Annotated in this window: 14 protein-coding genes; 4 read left to right on the forward strand and 10 right to left on the reverse strand. The window is 40.3% G+C overall.

Annotation, left to right across the window (positions count from 1 at the left end; translation table 11 throughout):
- Positions 1-2: 2 nt before the first annotated feature.
- From ACZ5L8_RS09790 to ACZ5L8_RS09805, 4 genes are all read right to left on the reverse strand, one after another.
- Positions 3-503 (reverse strand): hypothetical protein, encoded by a 501-nt coding sequence (locus tag ACZ5L8_RS09790; protein WP_464437032.1) that lies wholly within the window; start codon positions 501-503, stop codon positions 3-5.
- A 93-nt stretch (positions 504-596) separates the two neighbouring features.
- Positions 597-1331: a hypothetical protein gene (locus ACZ5L8_RS09795; protein ID WP_464437034.1), complete on the reverse strand. Its 735-nt coding sequence runs from the start codon at positions 1329-1331 to the stop codon at positions 597-599.
- An 84-nt stretch (positions 1332-1415) separates the two neighbouring features.
- Positions 1416-3167, reverse strand: coding sequence for an OmpA family protein (locus tag ACZ5L8_RS09800; protein WP_464437036.1), 1752 nt, complete (start codon positions 3165-3167; stop codon positions 1416-1418).
- Between the two features lie 212 nt (positions 3168-3379).
- Positions 3380-3595 (reverse strand): hypothetical protein, encoded by a 216-nt coding sequence (locus tag ACZ5L8_RS09805; protein WP_464437038.1) that lies wholly within the window; start codon positions 3593-3595, stop codon positions 3380-3382.
- Positions 3596-3995: 400 nt separating this feature from the next.
- Between ACZ5L8_RS09805 and ACZ5L8_RS09810 the strand changes: the two genes are divergently transcribed.
- Both ACZ5L8_RS09810 and ACZ5L8_RS09815 read left to right on the forward strand, forming a co-directional pair.
- Complete coding sequence (locus ACZ5L8_RS09810) at positions 3996-4196, forward strand: hypothetical protein (RefSeq protein WP_464437040.1); 201 nt, start codon at positions 3996-3998, stop codon at positions 4194-4196.
- Between the two features lie 52 nt (positions 4197-4248).
- Positions 4249-5088 (forward strand): alpha/beta hydrolase, encoded by an 840-nt coding sequence (locus ACZ5L8_RS09815; protein ID WP_464437042.1) that lies wholly within the window; start codon positions 4249-4251, stop codon positions 5086-5088.
- 117 nt (positions 5089-5205) lie between these two features.
- On the opposite strand, the gene ACZ5L8_RS09820 is transcribed toward ACZ5L8_RS09815, so the two are convergent.
- Genes ACZ5L8_RS09820 through ACZ5L8_RS09830 form a run of 3 tightly spaced genes read right to left on the reverse strand, consistent with a single transcriptional unit; the run spans position 5206 to position 9319 of the window.
- Entirely contained in the window at positions 5206-7017 is a 1812-nt protein-coding gene (locus ACZ5L8_RS09820) for a glycoside hydrolase family 2 protein (protein WP_464437044.1), read from the reverse strand.
- A gap of 22 nt (positions 7018-7039) precedes the next feature.
- The gene (locus ACZ5L8_RS09825; protein ID WP_464437046.1) at positions 7040-8104 is read right to left on the reverse strand and encodes a cellulase family glycosylhydrolase; all 1065 of its coding nucleotides are present in this window, start codon (positions 8102-8104) and stop codon (positions 7040-7042) included.
- Between the two features lie 12 nt (positions 8105-8116).
- A complete protein-coding gene (locus ACZ5L8_RS09830) occupies positions 8117-9319 on the reverse strand; it encodes an aldose epimerase family protein (protein ID WP_462597450.1) in 1203 nt (400 codons plus the stop codon).
- Between the two features lie 226 nt (positions 9320-9545).
- Here ACZ5L8_RS09830 and ACZ5L8_RS09835 point away from each other — a divergent pair, with 226 nt between their 5' ends.
- Positions 9546-11027: an SLC13 family permease gene (locus tag ACZ5L8_RS09835; RefSeq protein WP_464437048.1), complete on the forward strand. Its 1482-nt coding sequence runs from the start codon at positions 9546-9548 to the stop codon at positions 11025-11027.
- 84 nt (positions 11028-11111) lie between these two features.
- On the opposite strand, the gene ACZ5L8_RS09840 is transcribed toward ACZ5L8_RS09835, so the two are convergent.
- The 3 genes from ACZ5L8_RS09840 to ACZ5L8_RS09850 form a co-directional block, all read right to left on the reverse strand.
- Positions 11112-12377: an aminotransferase class I/II-fold pyridoxal phosphate-dependent enzyme gene (locus tag ACZ5L8_RS09840; RefSeq protein ID WP_464437050.1), complete on the reverse strand. Its 1266-nt coding sequence runs from the start codon at positions 12375-12377 to the stop codon at positions 11112-11114.
- A 132-nt stretch (positions 12378-12509) separates the two neighbouring features.
- The gene (locus tag ACZ5L8_RS09845) at positions 12510-13550 is read right to left on the reverse strand and encodes a PLP-dependent cysteine synthase family protein (RefSeq protein WP_462597447.1); all 1041 of its coding nucleotides are present in this window, start codon (positions 13548-13550) and stop codon (positions 12510-12512) included.
- 89 nt (positions 13551-13639) lie between these two features.
- Positions 13640-15775: a S9 family peptidase gene (locus tag ACZ5L8_RS09850; protein WP_464437052.1), complete on the reverse strand. Its 2136-nt coding sequence runs from the start codon at positions 15773-15775 to the stop codon at positions 13640-13642.
- 67 nt (positions 15776-15842) lie between these two features.
- Here ACZ5L8_RS09850 and ACZ5L8_RS09855 point away from each other — a divergent pair, with 67 nt between their 5' ends.
- Positions 15843-16166 carry a YbaB/EbfC family nucleoid-associated protein gene (locus ACZ5L8_RS09855; protein WP_464437054.1) on the forward strand — a complete coding sequence of 108 codons (324 nt, stop codon included), beginning with the start codon at positions 15843-15845 and terminating at the stop codon, positions 16164-16166.
- The last annotated feature ends 387 nt before the right edge of the window (positions 16167-16553 follow it).

Consider the following 16553-nt stretch of genomic DNA (forward strand, 5'->3'; position numbering starts at 1 on the left):
TGTTAATTTTGAGTTTCTAATTCTACGGGTGGTCTTCCTGAACTTCCATAGTCCTTAGGTTGTGCTGGGTAGAATGCTTCGTTAGGAGCAATACTTCTGCTAGAACTATTTACCGTTGGCACAAAAAACACCTGAGTCTTTGGCCTTGTATCTTCATCATTTTCATATTTAGCTCCTAAATAAACTCTTATCCCCATTTGTGAAACTGGAATACCGTTATCATTTCCTAGTTTCTTGACATAATCAAGATAACACTGCAATTCTTCAACTGAATATTTAAACTCACGCTTATCTGAAAAAGCAACACCGTTTTCAGCAAAAGCTTCAGAAAGCGCAGCATACTGATTTGTTTTATAATTCTCTTCCATTGTATTAGCCTCTTCGTAAGTCAGAAGACCAGTGGGAGAACAGTCATCATTATTATTGTTGTCATCATCATTTTGACTGCAGGAAAGAAATATTCCTGTTATTAAAATTGAAATTATAAAAATTTGATTTTTCATTGTTTTGAATTTTAAAGTTAGGTTTATAAATATCTGATTTTTATTGCATTTGCTCATCAAATTATTAGCAGACGTAATTTTTAGTTTAATAAATTATCTACCGCAGCATTGCTTAAAGCAAAAATTATCAAACCACCATTGCTCGGCAGGGTTACCGCCTTCATCAATTGCAAAAGCAACTCCATCTATGTTTTGGATAAGCGTGTTAAAAGCGGCTATGTCTGATGCCGTGGGCGGCGTACTATTTGAAACCCCATTGATATACCAAGTTCCCATACTATTTGTAGGTAAAGTAGTACCCGTGGCGAGTTCAAGTGGCACCGTAACATTTAGAAAACCACCTCCTGAAGTAATCAAATTTGAGCTGTTCAAAATAAAGATAGCCCTGCTCGTAGCCGAAAGCGGATCACTTCCTCCAGAAAAAATCAAGATACCGTTATCACTTGTTGTACCATTGATAGCACCTGCCAAATATTGTACATCATAATTAAGATCACAGCCCTGCGCTAATAGATTTGATGGAAAATCTGTTGTATTATAAGCCCAAGAACCACCACTACCGTCTTGCACGTACAACACGTTTGAACCTCCATTATTTCGCACTTCTATCTCCTGAACGTCAATTCCTATCCAATTTCCTGTGGTTCCTTTTTCAGTGTTCTCAAAATCCTCAAAGATTACACATTCATCATTACACTCGGCATACTCACAATCTTCAGTACTACATGCCAGTAGTGAAAGTAGAATTATGATGATAGCGATGATATTCGCTATGTTAAGCCCCATTTTATCTGGGCCTTCCGTATTATTTACATTAAAATTTTTCATAATGGTATCATTTTAAAAGGCAAGCCCACTCCACTTAGTAAAGTGGGCCGTACCTTATTTAGCTAATTCAAAAATTTTATGAGATTATTGTTCTGGACAAACCACCTTAAACTCAGTTCTACGGTTTACACGGTGCTCTGCTTCTGGGCAAGAAACGCCATCAGCACATTTGTTAAGGAGTTCAGTTTCACCTGCGCCTCTCGCGATTAGCCTATTTCTTACAATTCCTTGTGCTACTAGATAATCTACGGTAGCCTGGGCTCTTTTTTGCGAAAGCTCTTGATTGTAAGCGTTACTTCCTCGTGAGTCTGTGTGAGATGACATTTCAACTTTAATAGTTGGATTTGTCTTCATCAGATTCACAACCTTTTGTAGATCTGGGATTGACTCTGGCAAGATCTCCCATTTATCAAGATCAAAGTTTATGTTGTCTAACCTTATCGCTTGACCACAAGGATTTACGCACATTTCAAAGTCTATATACAATGTACTGTTACGGTTATAGGAAGTTGTAGAAACACCCACTTCATTTGAAAAATAGCCATCTTTATTTCCTTTGAGCGTGTAATTTGAAGCTTGTTTAAGGTGGAAAATAAAGTCGCCGTCAGTATCTGAAAGTGTATTCTTTTGCATAGCATTCACGGTATCTTTCAGGATTACATCCACTCCATCAATCCCAGCGGTAGTGCTACACTCAAGCACTTTTCCTTTCAAGATAAAATTCTCATCATCATAAAAGATTTCTTTTTGTATGCCCGCTGTTTTTTGGCAGTCTTTAAAATCGGCTTTCGCCAAAACAACTTCTTCAAGATCTACCTCGTACAGTTTAGCTTTTATAATGTAATCATCAGTTTTCACATCGTCGAAAACAGTTACACCATATGAATTTGTCGTTCCTTCATGAGTTATATTCCCCTGAAGGTCTACGAGCACAACATCAGTATCAGGTAGCACTTGACCGGTAAATTTGTCTTTTGCAGTCACTGTAATTGAACATCCACAAGTGACACAGCAATGTGGCTGGTGGTCTTCACCACAAACAGGGCAAGCATCCTTTTCTACTTTATTGAATTTTATGGTCAACCCTGCAAAAACTCCAACCGAAAATATATCACAGTCGCAAGGCTCTTCTCTAAATGTAGGGTTTCCCTGAAAGAGCATATTCACGTCTCCATCAGCATTTATGGGGTGATAAGCTGTAGAAATTCCGCTTTCTATAAGTTCTGTGGCACCAAAATGCCTTAAATAATATCCTCCTAGATTCACCCCTATATTCCTGTTGAACATATAAGTAAACCTCAACTGCCCTTTTGCTGAAAAAACATTCTTCACGTCATAACCCGCATGAAAATTCAATAATTGATTTGAGGACATTGCGGTATTTCCTTCAAGTAGTGTTCGTCCTCCTTTTATTGAACCTAAACCGGCACGAGTGTTTAACTCTGCAATAAAATTACCTTTCTTATTATTCCATTTAAAATCTGGACCTAAGCCATAAAACATGCGGGTGATCTTGTCTTCACTAAGGCTGAAGCTTGTAAAGGGATTTGCCCCGACATCAAGGAGATTTTCGGTGGGATACGTACTCTCTGGTCGGTTTTTTATGAAATCAAAATCTGCTCCTATACCAAACCATTTCCAGTAATAATCTACTGACAAACCTAAATCAAGACCGCCTTTATAATCTATATAAGGCGTGTTGTTCTCGTAGGTAGGAAAATCGTATCCTACGCGTGGCGCAATCTGCAAACCATCAGTATTTATTTCTTGGGCAACAGTGGTAACGCCCATAAAAAGCAAGATGGCTATCATTAAAAATCTTAGTAAACCTTTCATCGTGTTTTGTTTAAAATTGATACCCAAAGATGCTGGGCTTAAACACGATTTTAAATAGAGAATGGATTATCTGTTGTTCTCAGTTGATTAACTGCAATCCACTCAAAACAATCAGAAATTGACGATGCGATTTTTTCGCCGAAAGGCAAAAAACTATTTGAAATGCAGCTTCAAAGAAGAGATATCAATTAAAAAACGGCATGATCTAAAGATCAATTTTTAATCCAATTGCGTAGAGATTTGTACAAATTATAAGCCTGCACAAGAGCCATTTTTTCGGTGCTGATGAAGCCGTATTCATCTAGTTTTTTGATATCAAAATCCCAAGATTCTTTTCTAAAGATCACTCGGTATCTTACATATTCGCCACGTTCATCAATAGCATTTACTGAAGCTTCATCGTGAAATATACCTTCTGAGATTACCATGGCAGTAGAATTTGATTAAACACCTAGAACTTTGTAGTGATTCGAAAATAAAAAGAGAGCTTCCTTAAAAAATCTAATTTTAGGGGTGAATGAGATTTCAGGAGCCCTCTTTATATATTCTCGCTGGGAATCATAACACTACAAAAGTGTCTCATAGTGACAATTAAAAAAATGACGCTCGTCATATTTTTAATAATACAAGTATTTTGACGGCTAATAAATCATTTTAGGCGAAGGATTTATATTTGATTTTAAGAATATTATAACATTTTCAAAATCAATATGAAGCAATAAGATTCTTTAAAAAATTGCCAAAATGCATCTAAAGCATCGTTAATTACCTACAAGCCAGTGACCTTTCTTTATACATTGCACCACATAACCATAACAACTAGAAAAAATGATCAAGATATTAGGAATAATTTTGGCCGTAGGTGGAGCTATTAGTTTAGTAGCAGGTGTGCTAGGAATTTTTGGTAGCGCATCGTTAGGAATTAGCCCATGGGCACTAGCAATTCTTGGAGTGATATTCTTTATTTCGGGAATTTCTTTATTAAAGTACAGAAAAGACACAGACGTTATTGAGGCTGAAAACAAATAACATTTCCGCCTTTAACCCCTATCTTTGAACCCTCTCTTAAGAGGGTTTTATTATGCGCGAAAGTTTCAAAAAATTAGTCCCTAAGATCATAGGCAAATACCTCAACACGTTGAGCTATATCTCACCTTCTGCGACTAAAGAAAAAGCCTTTGACCTGTTTAGTAAACCGCGTCGTGGTGCGATAGGAGAACATCACACTCCATTTCTAGATCCTGCAAAAGACACGATCATCAACTTAAATGACCTCAAGCTACAGACCTATCATTGGCCGGGCAAAGGCAAAACGGTATTACTTGTTCACGGGTGGGAAAGTCACTCGCACCGCTGGAAGATGCTCATAGAAGAGTTACAGAAAAAGGATTTTAACATCTACGCCTTTGATGCACCAGCGCATGGCTACAGCACCGGCAGTAATCTGTATGTCCCGCTATACAGGCAAGCTCTAGAAGAAGTTATATCTTATTGCAGCCCTAGTCTTATCATAAGTCACAGCGTTGGTGCAATGACAGCGCTCTATCATCTTTCACAAAACAACGATCATGCTATTGAAAAAGCAGTGATCCTAGGCCCGCCAGATGATCTAAATAGCATTCTTAAAGAATACAGATCAATACTTGGCTTGAGCCAAAGGGTGATGAATCAGATGGATCAGTACTTCTTAGAAAGGTTTGGATTTAGATCTGATGCATTTGCCGGATCTATCTTTGCCGAAAAAATTAAGATTCCCGGGTTGATCATTCATGATAAGGATGACAGGATCACATCGTGTAGCGGTTCACAGAACATTCATAAACATTGGGAGAATTCACAACTTGTAGTGACTGAAGGTTTAAATCACTCGCTGTATAGTGATGATGTGAATGAGACTATCATAAAGTATATTTCGGCGTAAGCCAGAACTTAAAACACTTCGCTATTTTTTTACTTTGCCTTTCGGCGAAAAGATAAAAATTAAAAAAGCCTCGATTGTAGTCGAGGCTATTTCATTAATTAAAACACTAAACTGAACTTAATCATTGATCGCGTTTATTACAGCTTCATTTGCTGCACGCACACGAGCAATTTCTACTTTATCTACTTTACGGTCATACGTCATAAGGCCGTTGACTTCTCCTTCTACATCTGTGGTTTGTGTGTAAACCGCCGCAGAGAATCCTGAAGCTACAAGGTCTTGAAGTTTTTTGGCGTAAGCCACATACTCATCTGTAACCTCTTTAGAGCTATTGAATTTCACATAACCCCAGTTTTGATTAGGTCTCCACAGGTGATCTTGAAGCGGTAAACCTATACCTCCATACTCGCCTAATACTGTTACACGACTTGCGTCAAACAAGAACATATTAGGATCTGGATAGCTGTGCAGGTCAAGAATATCTCCCGCCTGAAGGAAGTGGTTACCACCACTCGCAGAATTCACTAACCTTGAAGGGTCATATTCTTTTGTCCACTCTGTATATTCTACAGTTTTAAACTGACCCCAAGCTTCATTAAACGGCACCCAAACTACGATTGAAGGATATGAGTAAAGATCATCCATGATCTCTTTCCATTCTTTTTTGTAGATGTTCTCTGAGTATTCGCTACGCTCAAACTCGCTACCTTGATAAAATCTTCTAGACTGCCAGTCCTTCTGATGGTCACCGTTTGGCATATCTTGCCACACAAGCATACCTAATTGATCGCAATAGGTGTACCAGCGCGCTGGCTCTACTTTTACGTGTTTACGGATCATGTTGTATCCTAGCTCTTTTGTCTTAACGATGTCATATTTTAATGCTTCGTCAGTTGGAGCAGTGTACAATCCGTCAGGCCACCATCCTTGATCTAAAGGACCAAACTGGAAGTAATCTTTATTGTTAAGCTGCATACGCATGATACCTTTATCATCTCTTCTAGATGATATCTTACGCATAGCAAAATATCCTTCTACCTCATCAGTAGTTTTACCATTGCTGATCACTTTTACTTTAGTATCATAAAGAAATGGACTCTCTGGAGACCAAAGTTTAGCATCTGGAATACGGATCACAACCTCTTGTGAAGCCTCTGCAGATGCTTTTGCGATTTGCTTGCCACCATCATAAACGGTTACTTCTACAACATCGCCATAAGAAGCATTATCAACTTCTGCCTCAAACTTGATCGTTCCTGCATCAATGTCTGGAGTAGTTCTAAGATCTGCGATGCTTTTTTCTGCTACTGGCTCTAGCCAAACGGTTTGCCAAATACCAGTTACTGGTGTGTACCAAATTCCCTCTGGTTTTGTTACCTGCTTACCGCGAGGTTGAGGACCTTCGTTAGATGGATCCCAAACTTTAACTGAAAGTTTTTGAGTTCCTCTACCTATAAAAGGAGTGATATCAAAAGAGAAAGGATCATAACCACCTTCGTGCATCCCGATCTTAACATCATTGATATATACCTCAGCTCTCCAATCTACAGCGCCAAAGTGTAGCAAAACATTTTTTCTAGACCAGCTAGATGGCACAGAGAACGAAGTCTCATACCAAAGTTCGTTTTGCTTACCTACTTCTTTCATCACACCAGAAAGAGAAGATTCTGCTGCGAAAGGAACTAAGATCTCACCATCAAATTTAGATGGCTTTGCGCTACCGGCTTTTACGATGCTGTAATCCCAAAGTCCGTTAAGATTCTTCCATTCACCACGTTTCATAATAGGACGTGGATATTCTGGCAATACGTTATCTGGGTTAATTTCTTCGGCCCACTTTGTTTTAATTTTATCTCCTTCCGGCTTCCACTGAGCAAAAGTTAATGTGCTCGCCAAAAAAGCAAGAAGTAGAAAATTGTACTTTTTCATTGTTGTTATAGGTTGATTGTGTTTATTCTTTTGTTCCGTTAAGTTTCATGATCATATCTACCTCATCTTGGCGATATGGAGTTCCATCTTTTCTAAAGATATCATGAAACCATTCATCCGGTTCTTCACCACTATCTATGGGTGTATCCCATTGATAGATCGTGTTGCTTTTACCATTTACAAGACCCCAATTTATCGCTCCTACATTTTCTTCTTTAAGAACAGGCATGATATTAGAGAAGCGGCTATTTCGCGTACGCGCCATATACTCTGTACAGATCATAGGGCGACCATGGGTTTTTAATAATTGGATGATCTTACGGTGATCCTCTGGCGGACCGTAGTGGTGATATGTAATAATATCAGAATTTAAAGCTTGTACTGCGCCAAGGTCTGTAAGTGGCCAGCTCCATATCCCTGCAGAAATAGGCTGAGAAGGATCTACCGCGCGTGCCCATTTAAAGATAGCTTTAAGCAATGGTAAACTCTCATTTCCTTTATTGAAGTTTCCTGGCTCATTATATACGTCCCAAAAAATCACACGATCATCATCCTTAAATGTCGTCATGATATCAGTTACATATTTCTCAAGTTCAGGGAAGTTCTTCTCATCTTTAGACATTGGGTAACCTGGATCTTGCACCCATCCAGAGTTGTGTGTTCCTGGTTTTGGCTCAGGTTGTTTACCAATTTTTGGTTGATCATTCCACACATCATCAAAGATCACAAACATGGTTTTTATTCCCAGACCATCAGAGATCTTAAGATATTCATCCATGCGTTTTTTAAAACCTTCTGGATCCGCTTTGTATGCTAAACTGTGTAAATACACACGCATTATGTTCATGCCAATTTTAGAAGCATAACCCAATTCTCTCTTAATTGTTTCAGGATCCCACGTGTCTTCCTGCCACATCTCTAGCTGATTTATCGCTGTGCTAGGCAAGAAATCTGCACCATTCAGCCAGTCGTATTTTGCATACCAAGCTTCGGCTTCTTCAATGGTCCATCTTTCGCCCTGAGCGGTCGCAGTAAAAGGTATTTGGCTTAAAGCCAAAACAAGTAAAATATAGATCTGTTTTTTCATGACGACTGTTTTTTACTCTTGACCTTCTGCTACACCAAATTTGTAAACACACGTTGAAGTGTACTGCTGTCCTGGCTCTAGCAACGTAGATGGAAAGTCTGGCTGATTAGGAGAATCTGGAAAATGCTGAGTCTCTAACGCAAATGAAGTTCTGAATTCATAAGCTTTGCCAGCGATACCAGTGTCAGACCCATCCATAAAGTTACCTCCGTAGAATTGAAGTCCTGGCTCATCTGTATAAACCTCAAGTGTTCTACCGCTTTTTGGGTCAACAACTTTTGCTGCAAATGTTAGTCCGTCGTCATTTTTAGGCTCTGCGTTAAGCACAAAGTTGTGATCATAACCTTTACCCATTGCCAGTTGCTCGTTATCTGCCTCTACATCTTGACCTATTGCTTTTGCTTCTCTAAAGTCAAACGGAGTTCCTTCTACAGATCTTAATTCTCCCGTTGGGATTAAACCAGAATCTACCGGAGTGAATTTGTCTGCATTAATGGTAAGTAAATTTCCATTTACAGATTCGCCGCTACCTTCGCCCGTAAGGTTAAAGAAGCTATGATGCGTAAGGTTAACCGGAGTTGTCTTGTCTGTAGTTGCAAAATATTTGATCACAAGTTCATTATCATCAGTAAGTGTATATTCTACACGCACCTCAAGATTACCAGGATAACCTTCTTCGCCGTCTGGCGAAAGACGTGTAAATACAACTTCGCTATCGTTTATTTGCTCAGCATTCCATGGCACTTTATTAAAAGCTGCTGGACCACCACCGTGCAAATGGTTCTCACCATTATTTGTCGCTAGCGTGTATTCTTCATCACCTATTGAGAATTTACCTTTTGCAATACGGTTTCCATAACGACCTATTGTAGACCCGATGTAAACCTCATTTGCATTCTTGTACCCATCAAGCGTTGGGAAACCAAGAACGATATCATCAAACTCTCCATTCTTGTCTGGCGTGTATAACGAAACTAATCGCTGACCCCAGTTTGTAAAAGTCACCTCAATACCATTTTTGTTCTTGAGGGTATATAATTTTAACGGTATAGAATCAGAATCTTGAATAAATGCAGTAGAATCTATATGCTGAGCATACAAATATTCTGGTGCAGGAGCTTCGGTTTCTGTAACCGCTTCTTTCTTTTCATTTTTGCAGGATAGGCTCACTAAACATAGTAATAATGCCGTTGCGCTTAAGCGAAATGTAGTCATCTTTAAAATTGTTTAAGCAGTTAAAAAAGGTTTAACTGGGTTAAATATACATCGATTTCGTTATAAAACGTAAAAAATACGCTTATTTTTTATTTGGATAATTTTCAGCTCACAAAATACATATTTATGTAAAAAAGAAACTTCCTGCATACCGCCTAGTTTTTCAATTTTAAACCAGCGTTAACGCTATTTCACTATCTTGTAAGCCGTCTCATTTACCCTATTTATGAAAGTTTCAAAGATCATTGGTCTAATTCTAGGGCCATTTTTATTCTTACTTTTTACTCAATTCATTCAGTTAGATGGGCTTTCGCCAAAAGGCCACGCAGTACTCGCAACCGCGATCTGGATGGCTGTCTGGTGGATGCTAGAAGTTGTACCCATTGCAGTAACAGCCTTATTACCGCTTGTTCTCTTCCCGCTCACGGGAGCACTGAATATCGAGGAAGTCACACCGTCGTACGGTCATAAATATGTGTTTCTATACATGGGCGGCTTTATAATCGCCATCGCTATTGAAAAATGGAATTTACACCGCCGCATCGCCTTGAACATCATCAATCTCATGGGCACAAAAACAAACCGAATCATCTTAGGTTTCATGGCGGCAACCGCGTTTTTATCTATGTGGATCTCAAACACGGCGACAAGCGTAATGATGCTACCCATAGGTATGGCGATAGTAACGCAATTAAAAGATAACGCCGCCACAAAAGAAAATGAACAGCAAGCATTTGGCAAAGCGCTGATGCTTGCGATTGCGTATTCTGCGTCCATAGGTGGTGTTGCGACATTGATCGGCACACCGCCTAATCTGGTTCTAGCCGGCGTACTCGAGAAAACATACGGTGTTGAGATCAGCTTTATGCAATGGCTTCAATACGGTTTACCCATATCTGTGATCATGCTTTTTGTATGCTGGGTTTATCTCACTCGCTTTGCCTTTAAAAGTAAAGATGTCAAAATCCCTGAATCCTTCCCAGGTGGTCGCGCTGAAGTAAAAAGATTACTCAGCGAACTAGGAAAAATGAAAAAGCAAGAACGCGCAGTCCTCATAGTTTTCATTCTTACAGCGCTTTGCTGGATCTCCAGATCTTTTATACTAGCAAAGCTATTACCGGGAATTGACGATACAGTGATCGCGATTTTCTTTGCTATTGTGCTTTTTATTTTGCCTTCCGGCGAAAAAGGGAAACGTATTCTACATTGGGAAGAAGCCATTAAATTACCATGGGGCATTATTCTGCTTTTTGGCGGCGGTCTAGCACTCGCCACAGGTTTTACTAATTCTGGTTTGGCTCAGTTTATTGGTGATAAACTCACTTCTATTCAAGGGATATCGTTATTTGTTCTTGTGCTTCTGCTGGTTGCTGCGGTAAACTTTTTAACCGAGATAACTTCTAATCTTGCCACCACAGCAATGTTGCTTCCTATCATAGTTCCGGTTGCGGTTTTGTTTGATACGCATCCTTATTTACTAATGGTGGGCGTTACTGTTGCAGCTTCTTGCGCTTTTATGCTTCCGGTAGCGACACCGCCTAACGCGATCGTATTTGGTTCTGGATATTTAAGAATTCCAGACATGATGAAAACTGGAATTTGGCTGAATATATTTTCAATCGTGCTGATCACATTTTTTACATACTTCCTATTGCCGGCAATTTGGGATTTTGATATTTCAGTTTTTCCGGAGGATTTTAAGGTTTAAGATTTTATGGTTTTGGCTTTAAGCCAAAATAAAAAAGCCGCCCAGATGGGACGGCTTTGTACTTTTAGCGAAAGCTAAATATGCTTATTCTGCTCCTGCCATTGCCGCAGCAACGCTAGCCGAAAGTCTTTTGTAAGTACCGTTCTCAAGTCGCTCACGTATTGCTGAGAAAGCGTCTAGTGTTTCTTCAACATCTTGCAACGTGTGCGTAGCCGTTGGGATAAGTCTAAGTAAGATCAAACCTTTAGGGATCACAGGGTATACAACGATACTACAGAAAATTCCGTGGTTTTCACGAAGGTCTTTTACAAGCGCCATCGCTTCTGGAATGCTACCTTTAAGATACACTGGCGTTACACAACTCTGTGTTGTACCGATATCAAAACCTCTTTCTTTAAGTCCGCCTTGTAGTGCGTTTACATTCTCCCAAAGCTTCTCACGAAGTTCTGGCATGCTGCGTAGCATATCAAGACGCTTAAGCGCTCCTTTTACAAGTTGCATTTGAAGCGACTTTGCGAACATTTGTGAACGCAGGTTATATTTTAGGTAATCTATAATTTCTTTATCTGCCGCGATAAAAGCTCCTGTACTTGCCATAGACTTTGCGAAAGTTGCAAAATAAACATCTATACCATCTTGTACGCCTTGCTCCTCGCCTGCTCCAGCACCTGTAGCTCCTAATGTTCCAAAACCGTGTGCATCATCTACAAAAAGACGGAAGTTGTACTTCTCTTTAAGCGCAACGATCTCCTTAAGTCTTCCTTGCTCACCACGCATCCCAAAAACACCTTCTGAGATCAACAAGATACCACCGCCAGTTTGCTCAGCAAGTTTAGTAGCTCGTTGCAGGTTTTTCTCAATGCTTTCTACATCATTGTGCTTGTATGTAAAACGCTTACCCATGTGTAAACGAACACCGTCTATAATACATGCGTGTGCATCTACATCATAAACGATAATATCATCTTTAGAAACAAGAGCATCTACTGTAGAAACCATCCCTTGGTATCCAAAGTTCAATAGATATGCTGCTTCTTTTTTCACGAAAGCTGCAAGTTCATCTTGTAATTGCTCGTGTAGAGAAGTATGACCACTCATCATACGAGCGCCCATAGGGTATGCAGAACCATATTCAGCACCGGCTTCTGCATCTACTTTTCTCACTTCAGGGTGATTTGCAAGACCTAGATAATCATTCACACTCCATGTGATAACATCTTTGCCCTGAAATTTCATACGGTTTGAAATAGGACCCTCTAATTTTGGGAATACGAAGTAACCTTCAGCTTGAGATGCCCACTTCCCAAGGGGGCCTTTATCCTTGTAAATTTTATCAAATAAGTCTTTCATACAACGGTTTTCAAACAGGTAGCAAAACTACACATTTTTAACAGCATAACAATAAATTAACACATCGCAGTATTCAATAAAATTAAAAAAGGCTTCTCGCGTGAGAAGCCTTGATTATTAGTGCATTTAGTGTTATTTAACGTACTCTATCTTTTTTGGCTGGTCAATTTCATGATCATCAAAGAAGCCTTGATCACGCATCCAGTCGTCACTATATATCTTACTCATGTATGCTCTACCATGGTCTGGGAAGATAACAACCACCTTGCTGTCTTTGTCAAAAACACCATCTTCGGCCATTTGCTTCACACCTTGCACAGCTGCTCCACAAGTGTATCCTACAAACATACCTTCAGTTCTTGAAACCTTGCGAGCCATGTGCGCGCTTTCTTCGTCTGATACTTTCTCAAAGTGATCTATCACATCAAAGTCCGTTGCTGTAGGAATAAGGTTCTTACCTAAACCTTCTATGCGGTATGGGTAGATCTCATTGCTATCAAACTCTTGTGTCTCGTGGTATTTCTTTAGCACACTTCCGTATGCATCAATACCTAATATTTTGATCTCTGGGTTTTGCTCTTTTAAAAATCTTGCTGTTCCAGAAATAGTACCTCCAGTACCACTACATGCAACTAAGTGAGTGATCTTACCTTCAGTTTGTTTCCAGATCTCAGGACCAGTAGTTTTGTAATGCGCTTCTGTGTTAAGCTGATTAAAGTACTGGTTAATGTATATAGAACCCGGAGTTTCTTCATGTAGTCTTTTAGCAACCTGATAATAACTTCTAGGATCATCTGCTGCAACGTGAGCTGGGCAAACATGTACCTCTGCTCCCATACTGCGCAATGCATCGATCTTGTCTTTAGAAGATTTTGAACTTACTGCAAGAACACACTTATATCCTTTTACGATACTAACCATCGCGATACTAAAACCGGTGTTACCAGATGTAGTCTCAATAATGGTGTCGCCGGGTTTTAAAATTCCCTGCTCTTCAGCGCTCTGTAGAATATGGAAAGCGATCCTGTCTTTTGCAGAATGACCAGGATTAAAAGCTTCTACCTTAGCAAAATATTCACCAGGAAAATCTTCTACAATTTTATTGAGTTTTATAAGCGGTGTGTTGCCTATAAGCTGAAGTACGTTATCGTAAACGTTGAGTTGTTCTTTCATAAAAGAAGTTTTGTTGCCAACTTGCTTTTTGAATGGATTCTAGTAAATCCTTTTTTCAAAACCTTGCAAATTTACGCATTCTATTTCAATTACTCGTTCTTACCTTCTAAATCAATAATAAAAGCATAGTCCTCCGCAATTTCCTTAAGTGCCTCAAAACGACCCGATGCACCGCCGTGCCCGGCATCCATATTTGTATGAAAAAGGATCTTAGCTTCTCCTGTATTATGCTCTCGCATTTTTGCGACCCATTTTGCAGGTTCCCAGTATTGCACCTGGCTGTCATGATATCCTGTTGTTACTAGGATATTTGGGAATGCTGTATCTACCACCTGATCGTATGGAGAATATGACTTCATATATTCATAATAGTCTTTCTCATTAGGGTTACCCCACTCATCATACTCTGATGTGGTGAGCGGTATAGAATCATCTAGCATTGTGGTAACCACATCTACAAAAGGGACTGCCGCTATCACGCCATTGTACAATTCTGGTGCCATATTTACTACTGCACCCATTAACAAGCCACCGGCTGAACCGCCATAAGCATAAAGATGTTCTGCGCTGGTGTATTTCTCATTGATCAAATGCTTTGAGCAAGCGATAAAGTCTGTAAATGTATTTCTCTTTTTAAAGAGTTTACCATCTTCATACCACTGGCGACCCATATATTCTCCACCACGTATATGCGCTATTGCGAAAATAAATCCGCGGTTTAATAGGCTGATGCGCGAAGTTGAGAACGAAGGATCTGTGGTGTGGCCATAACTACCATACGCATACTGCAACACAGGATTGCTTCCGTCTAGCTCAATGCCTTTTTTATATACTAATGATATAGGCACTTTAACGCCATCTTCAGCGGTTGCCCAGATACGCTTAGTCTCATAATTCTCTTTCTCAAAATCACCGCCTAAAACCTCAGCTTCCTTAAGCACCACCTCTTCTTTAGTTTGCATATCAAACTCTATCACAGATGGTGGCGTATCCATCGCATTGTATGCAAACCTCAACTTATGGGTTTCAAACTCTGGATTAATACCAATATATGCGGTGTATGTTTCACTAGAGAATGGTAAGTAATAATCTACTGACCCATCCCAGCGTTTTATATTTATCTTATTAAGACCGTTGCTGCGCTCATCTACCACAAGATAATCCTGAAAGATCTCAATATCTTCAAGCAAGACATCTTCTCGATGCGGAATCACCTCTACCCAATGCTCTTTCGCCGTAAGGCTTACAGGCGTCTTCATGAGTTTAAAGTTTGTCGCATCGTCTTTGTTTGTCAGGATATAAAAATGATCCTCAAACTGCGACACGCTATACTCTAGTCCGCGTTCACGGGGTTGCACCACTTTAAAGTCAAACTGCGTCCCTTTCGCGGAAGCGAAACGATACTCTGACGTTAACGTGCTACTGCTAGCGATCATGATATACTCTTTAGACTTGGTTTTAAAAACTCCCACGCTAAAGGTCTCGTCTTCCTCCTCATATACCAGGGTGTCTTTTTCTGGGTCTTCGCCCAAAACGTGCATGAAGATTTGGCTACTGCGCAGGGTTTGCTCGTCTTTGCGGGTATAAAAAATGGTCTTGTTATCGTTTGCCCAAACGGCGCGACCGGTAGTATTCTCTATCTTCTCTGGGTAGATCTCACCCGTCTCAAGATTCTTAAACTGCATCACATACTTGCGACGGCTCACGGTGTCTACCCCAAAGACAGCCAACTGATTATTTGTGCTCACACTGTAACCCGCCTGATTAAAATAAGAATGCCCCTCTGCCATGGCGTTGTTGTCAAACATCACCTCTTCTGGCGCATCCATACTTTCTTTTTTGCGGCAATACAGCGGGTAGTTCTTGCCCGTCTCATAGCGGGTGTAATACCAGTAGCCGTTGTATTTATACGGCACAGAAGCATCGTCCTCCTTAATACGCGCCTTCATCTCCTCAAAAAGTTTTTGCTGCAGTGGCTTTGTATGTGCGGTAAGCGCATCATAATAGTCGTTCTCTGCATTGAGATAATCTAGCACTGGCTGGGAGTCGCGCTCGTTCATCCAGAAATAATCATCTATGCGAACGTCGCCGTGTTTCTCCAGTTCTTTGGGGATCTTTTGTGCTACCGGCGGGGCTATGGTATTCTTCAAATCTTTGTTGTTTTCAGTTTTGCAAGCAACCGCAAAAATAAACGTTACGAGGGCAACAGCAGTAATTTTTTTCATGAATGGTTAACGTTTAGAACTTCTTCAATTTAGTAATTTTGAGGGTTGAAAACTTAAAAAGAGAGATATGTTTGGAGATATGATGGGCATGATGTCCAAAATTCAGGAAGCAAAAGCAAAAGCCGAAGCGACTAAAAAACGCTTAGAGACCGTATATATTGACGAAGCCAGCAGCGACGGACTGCTAAAAACCTCTGTATCTGTGGCAGGACAGATCAAATCACTTGAGATAAGCGACGAACTGCTAGAAGACAAGGAGCAGCTGGAAGATTACCTGATCTTAACGCTTAACAAAGCACTAGACCGCGCAAAAACCACTCACGACACTGAGCTTGCCGCTGTGGCAAAAGAAGGTATGCCAGACATCCCAGGGCTGGATATGTTTAAATAGTCAGTATTCAGCGGGCAGTGTTCAGTCGGCAGTCGGCGGTATTCAGTAATCAGTCGGCAGTCGGCGGTATTCAGTAGGCAGTGAAGCTAATACAACTTACTGCTTAAAACTGTAAACTGAACACTGTAAACTGAGAACTGAGAACTGAGAACTGAGAACTGCAAACTGCAAACTGAGAATATGGCTTTCGCCAAAAGAACAAACAGATGATCACTGCAAAGGGGTCATCTGTTTTTTATGCACCTCAGTTAGGCGCCTTGCAGATGCGCTGTGCAGCGTCTGGACGGGCTGTGTAATCACCGGAACGCGTTGTGCAACCTCCGGAACAGGCTCTGCAACGCCCGGAACGCATTGTGCAACGCCCGGAACGCGTTGTGCAACCGCCAG

The sequence above is a fragment of the Leeuwenhoekiella obamensis genome (assembly GCF_055391795.1).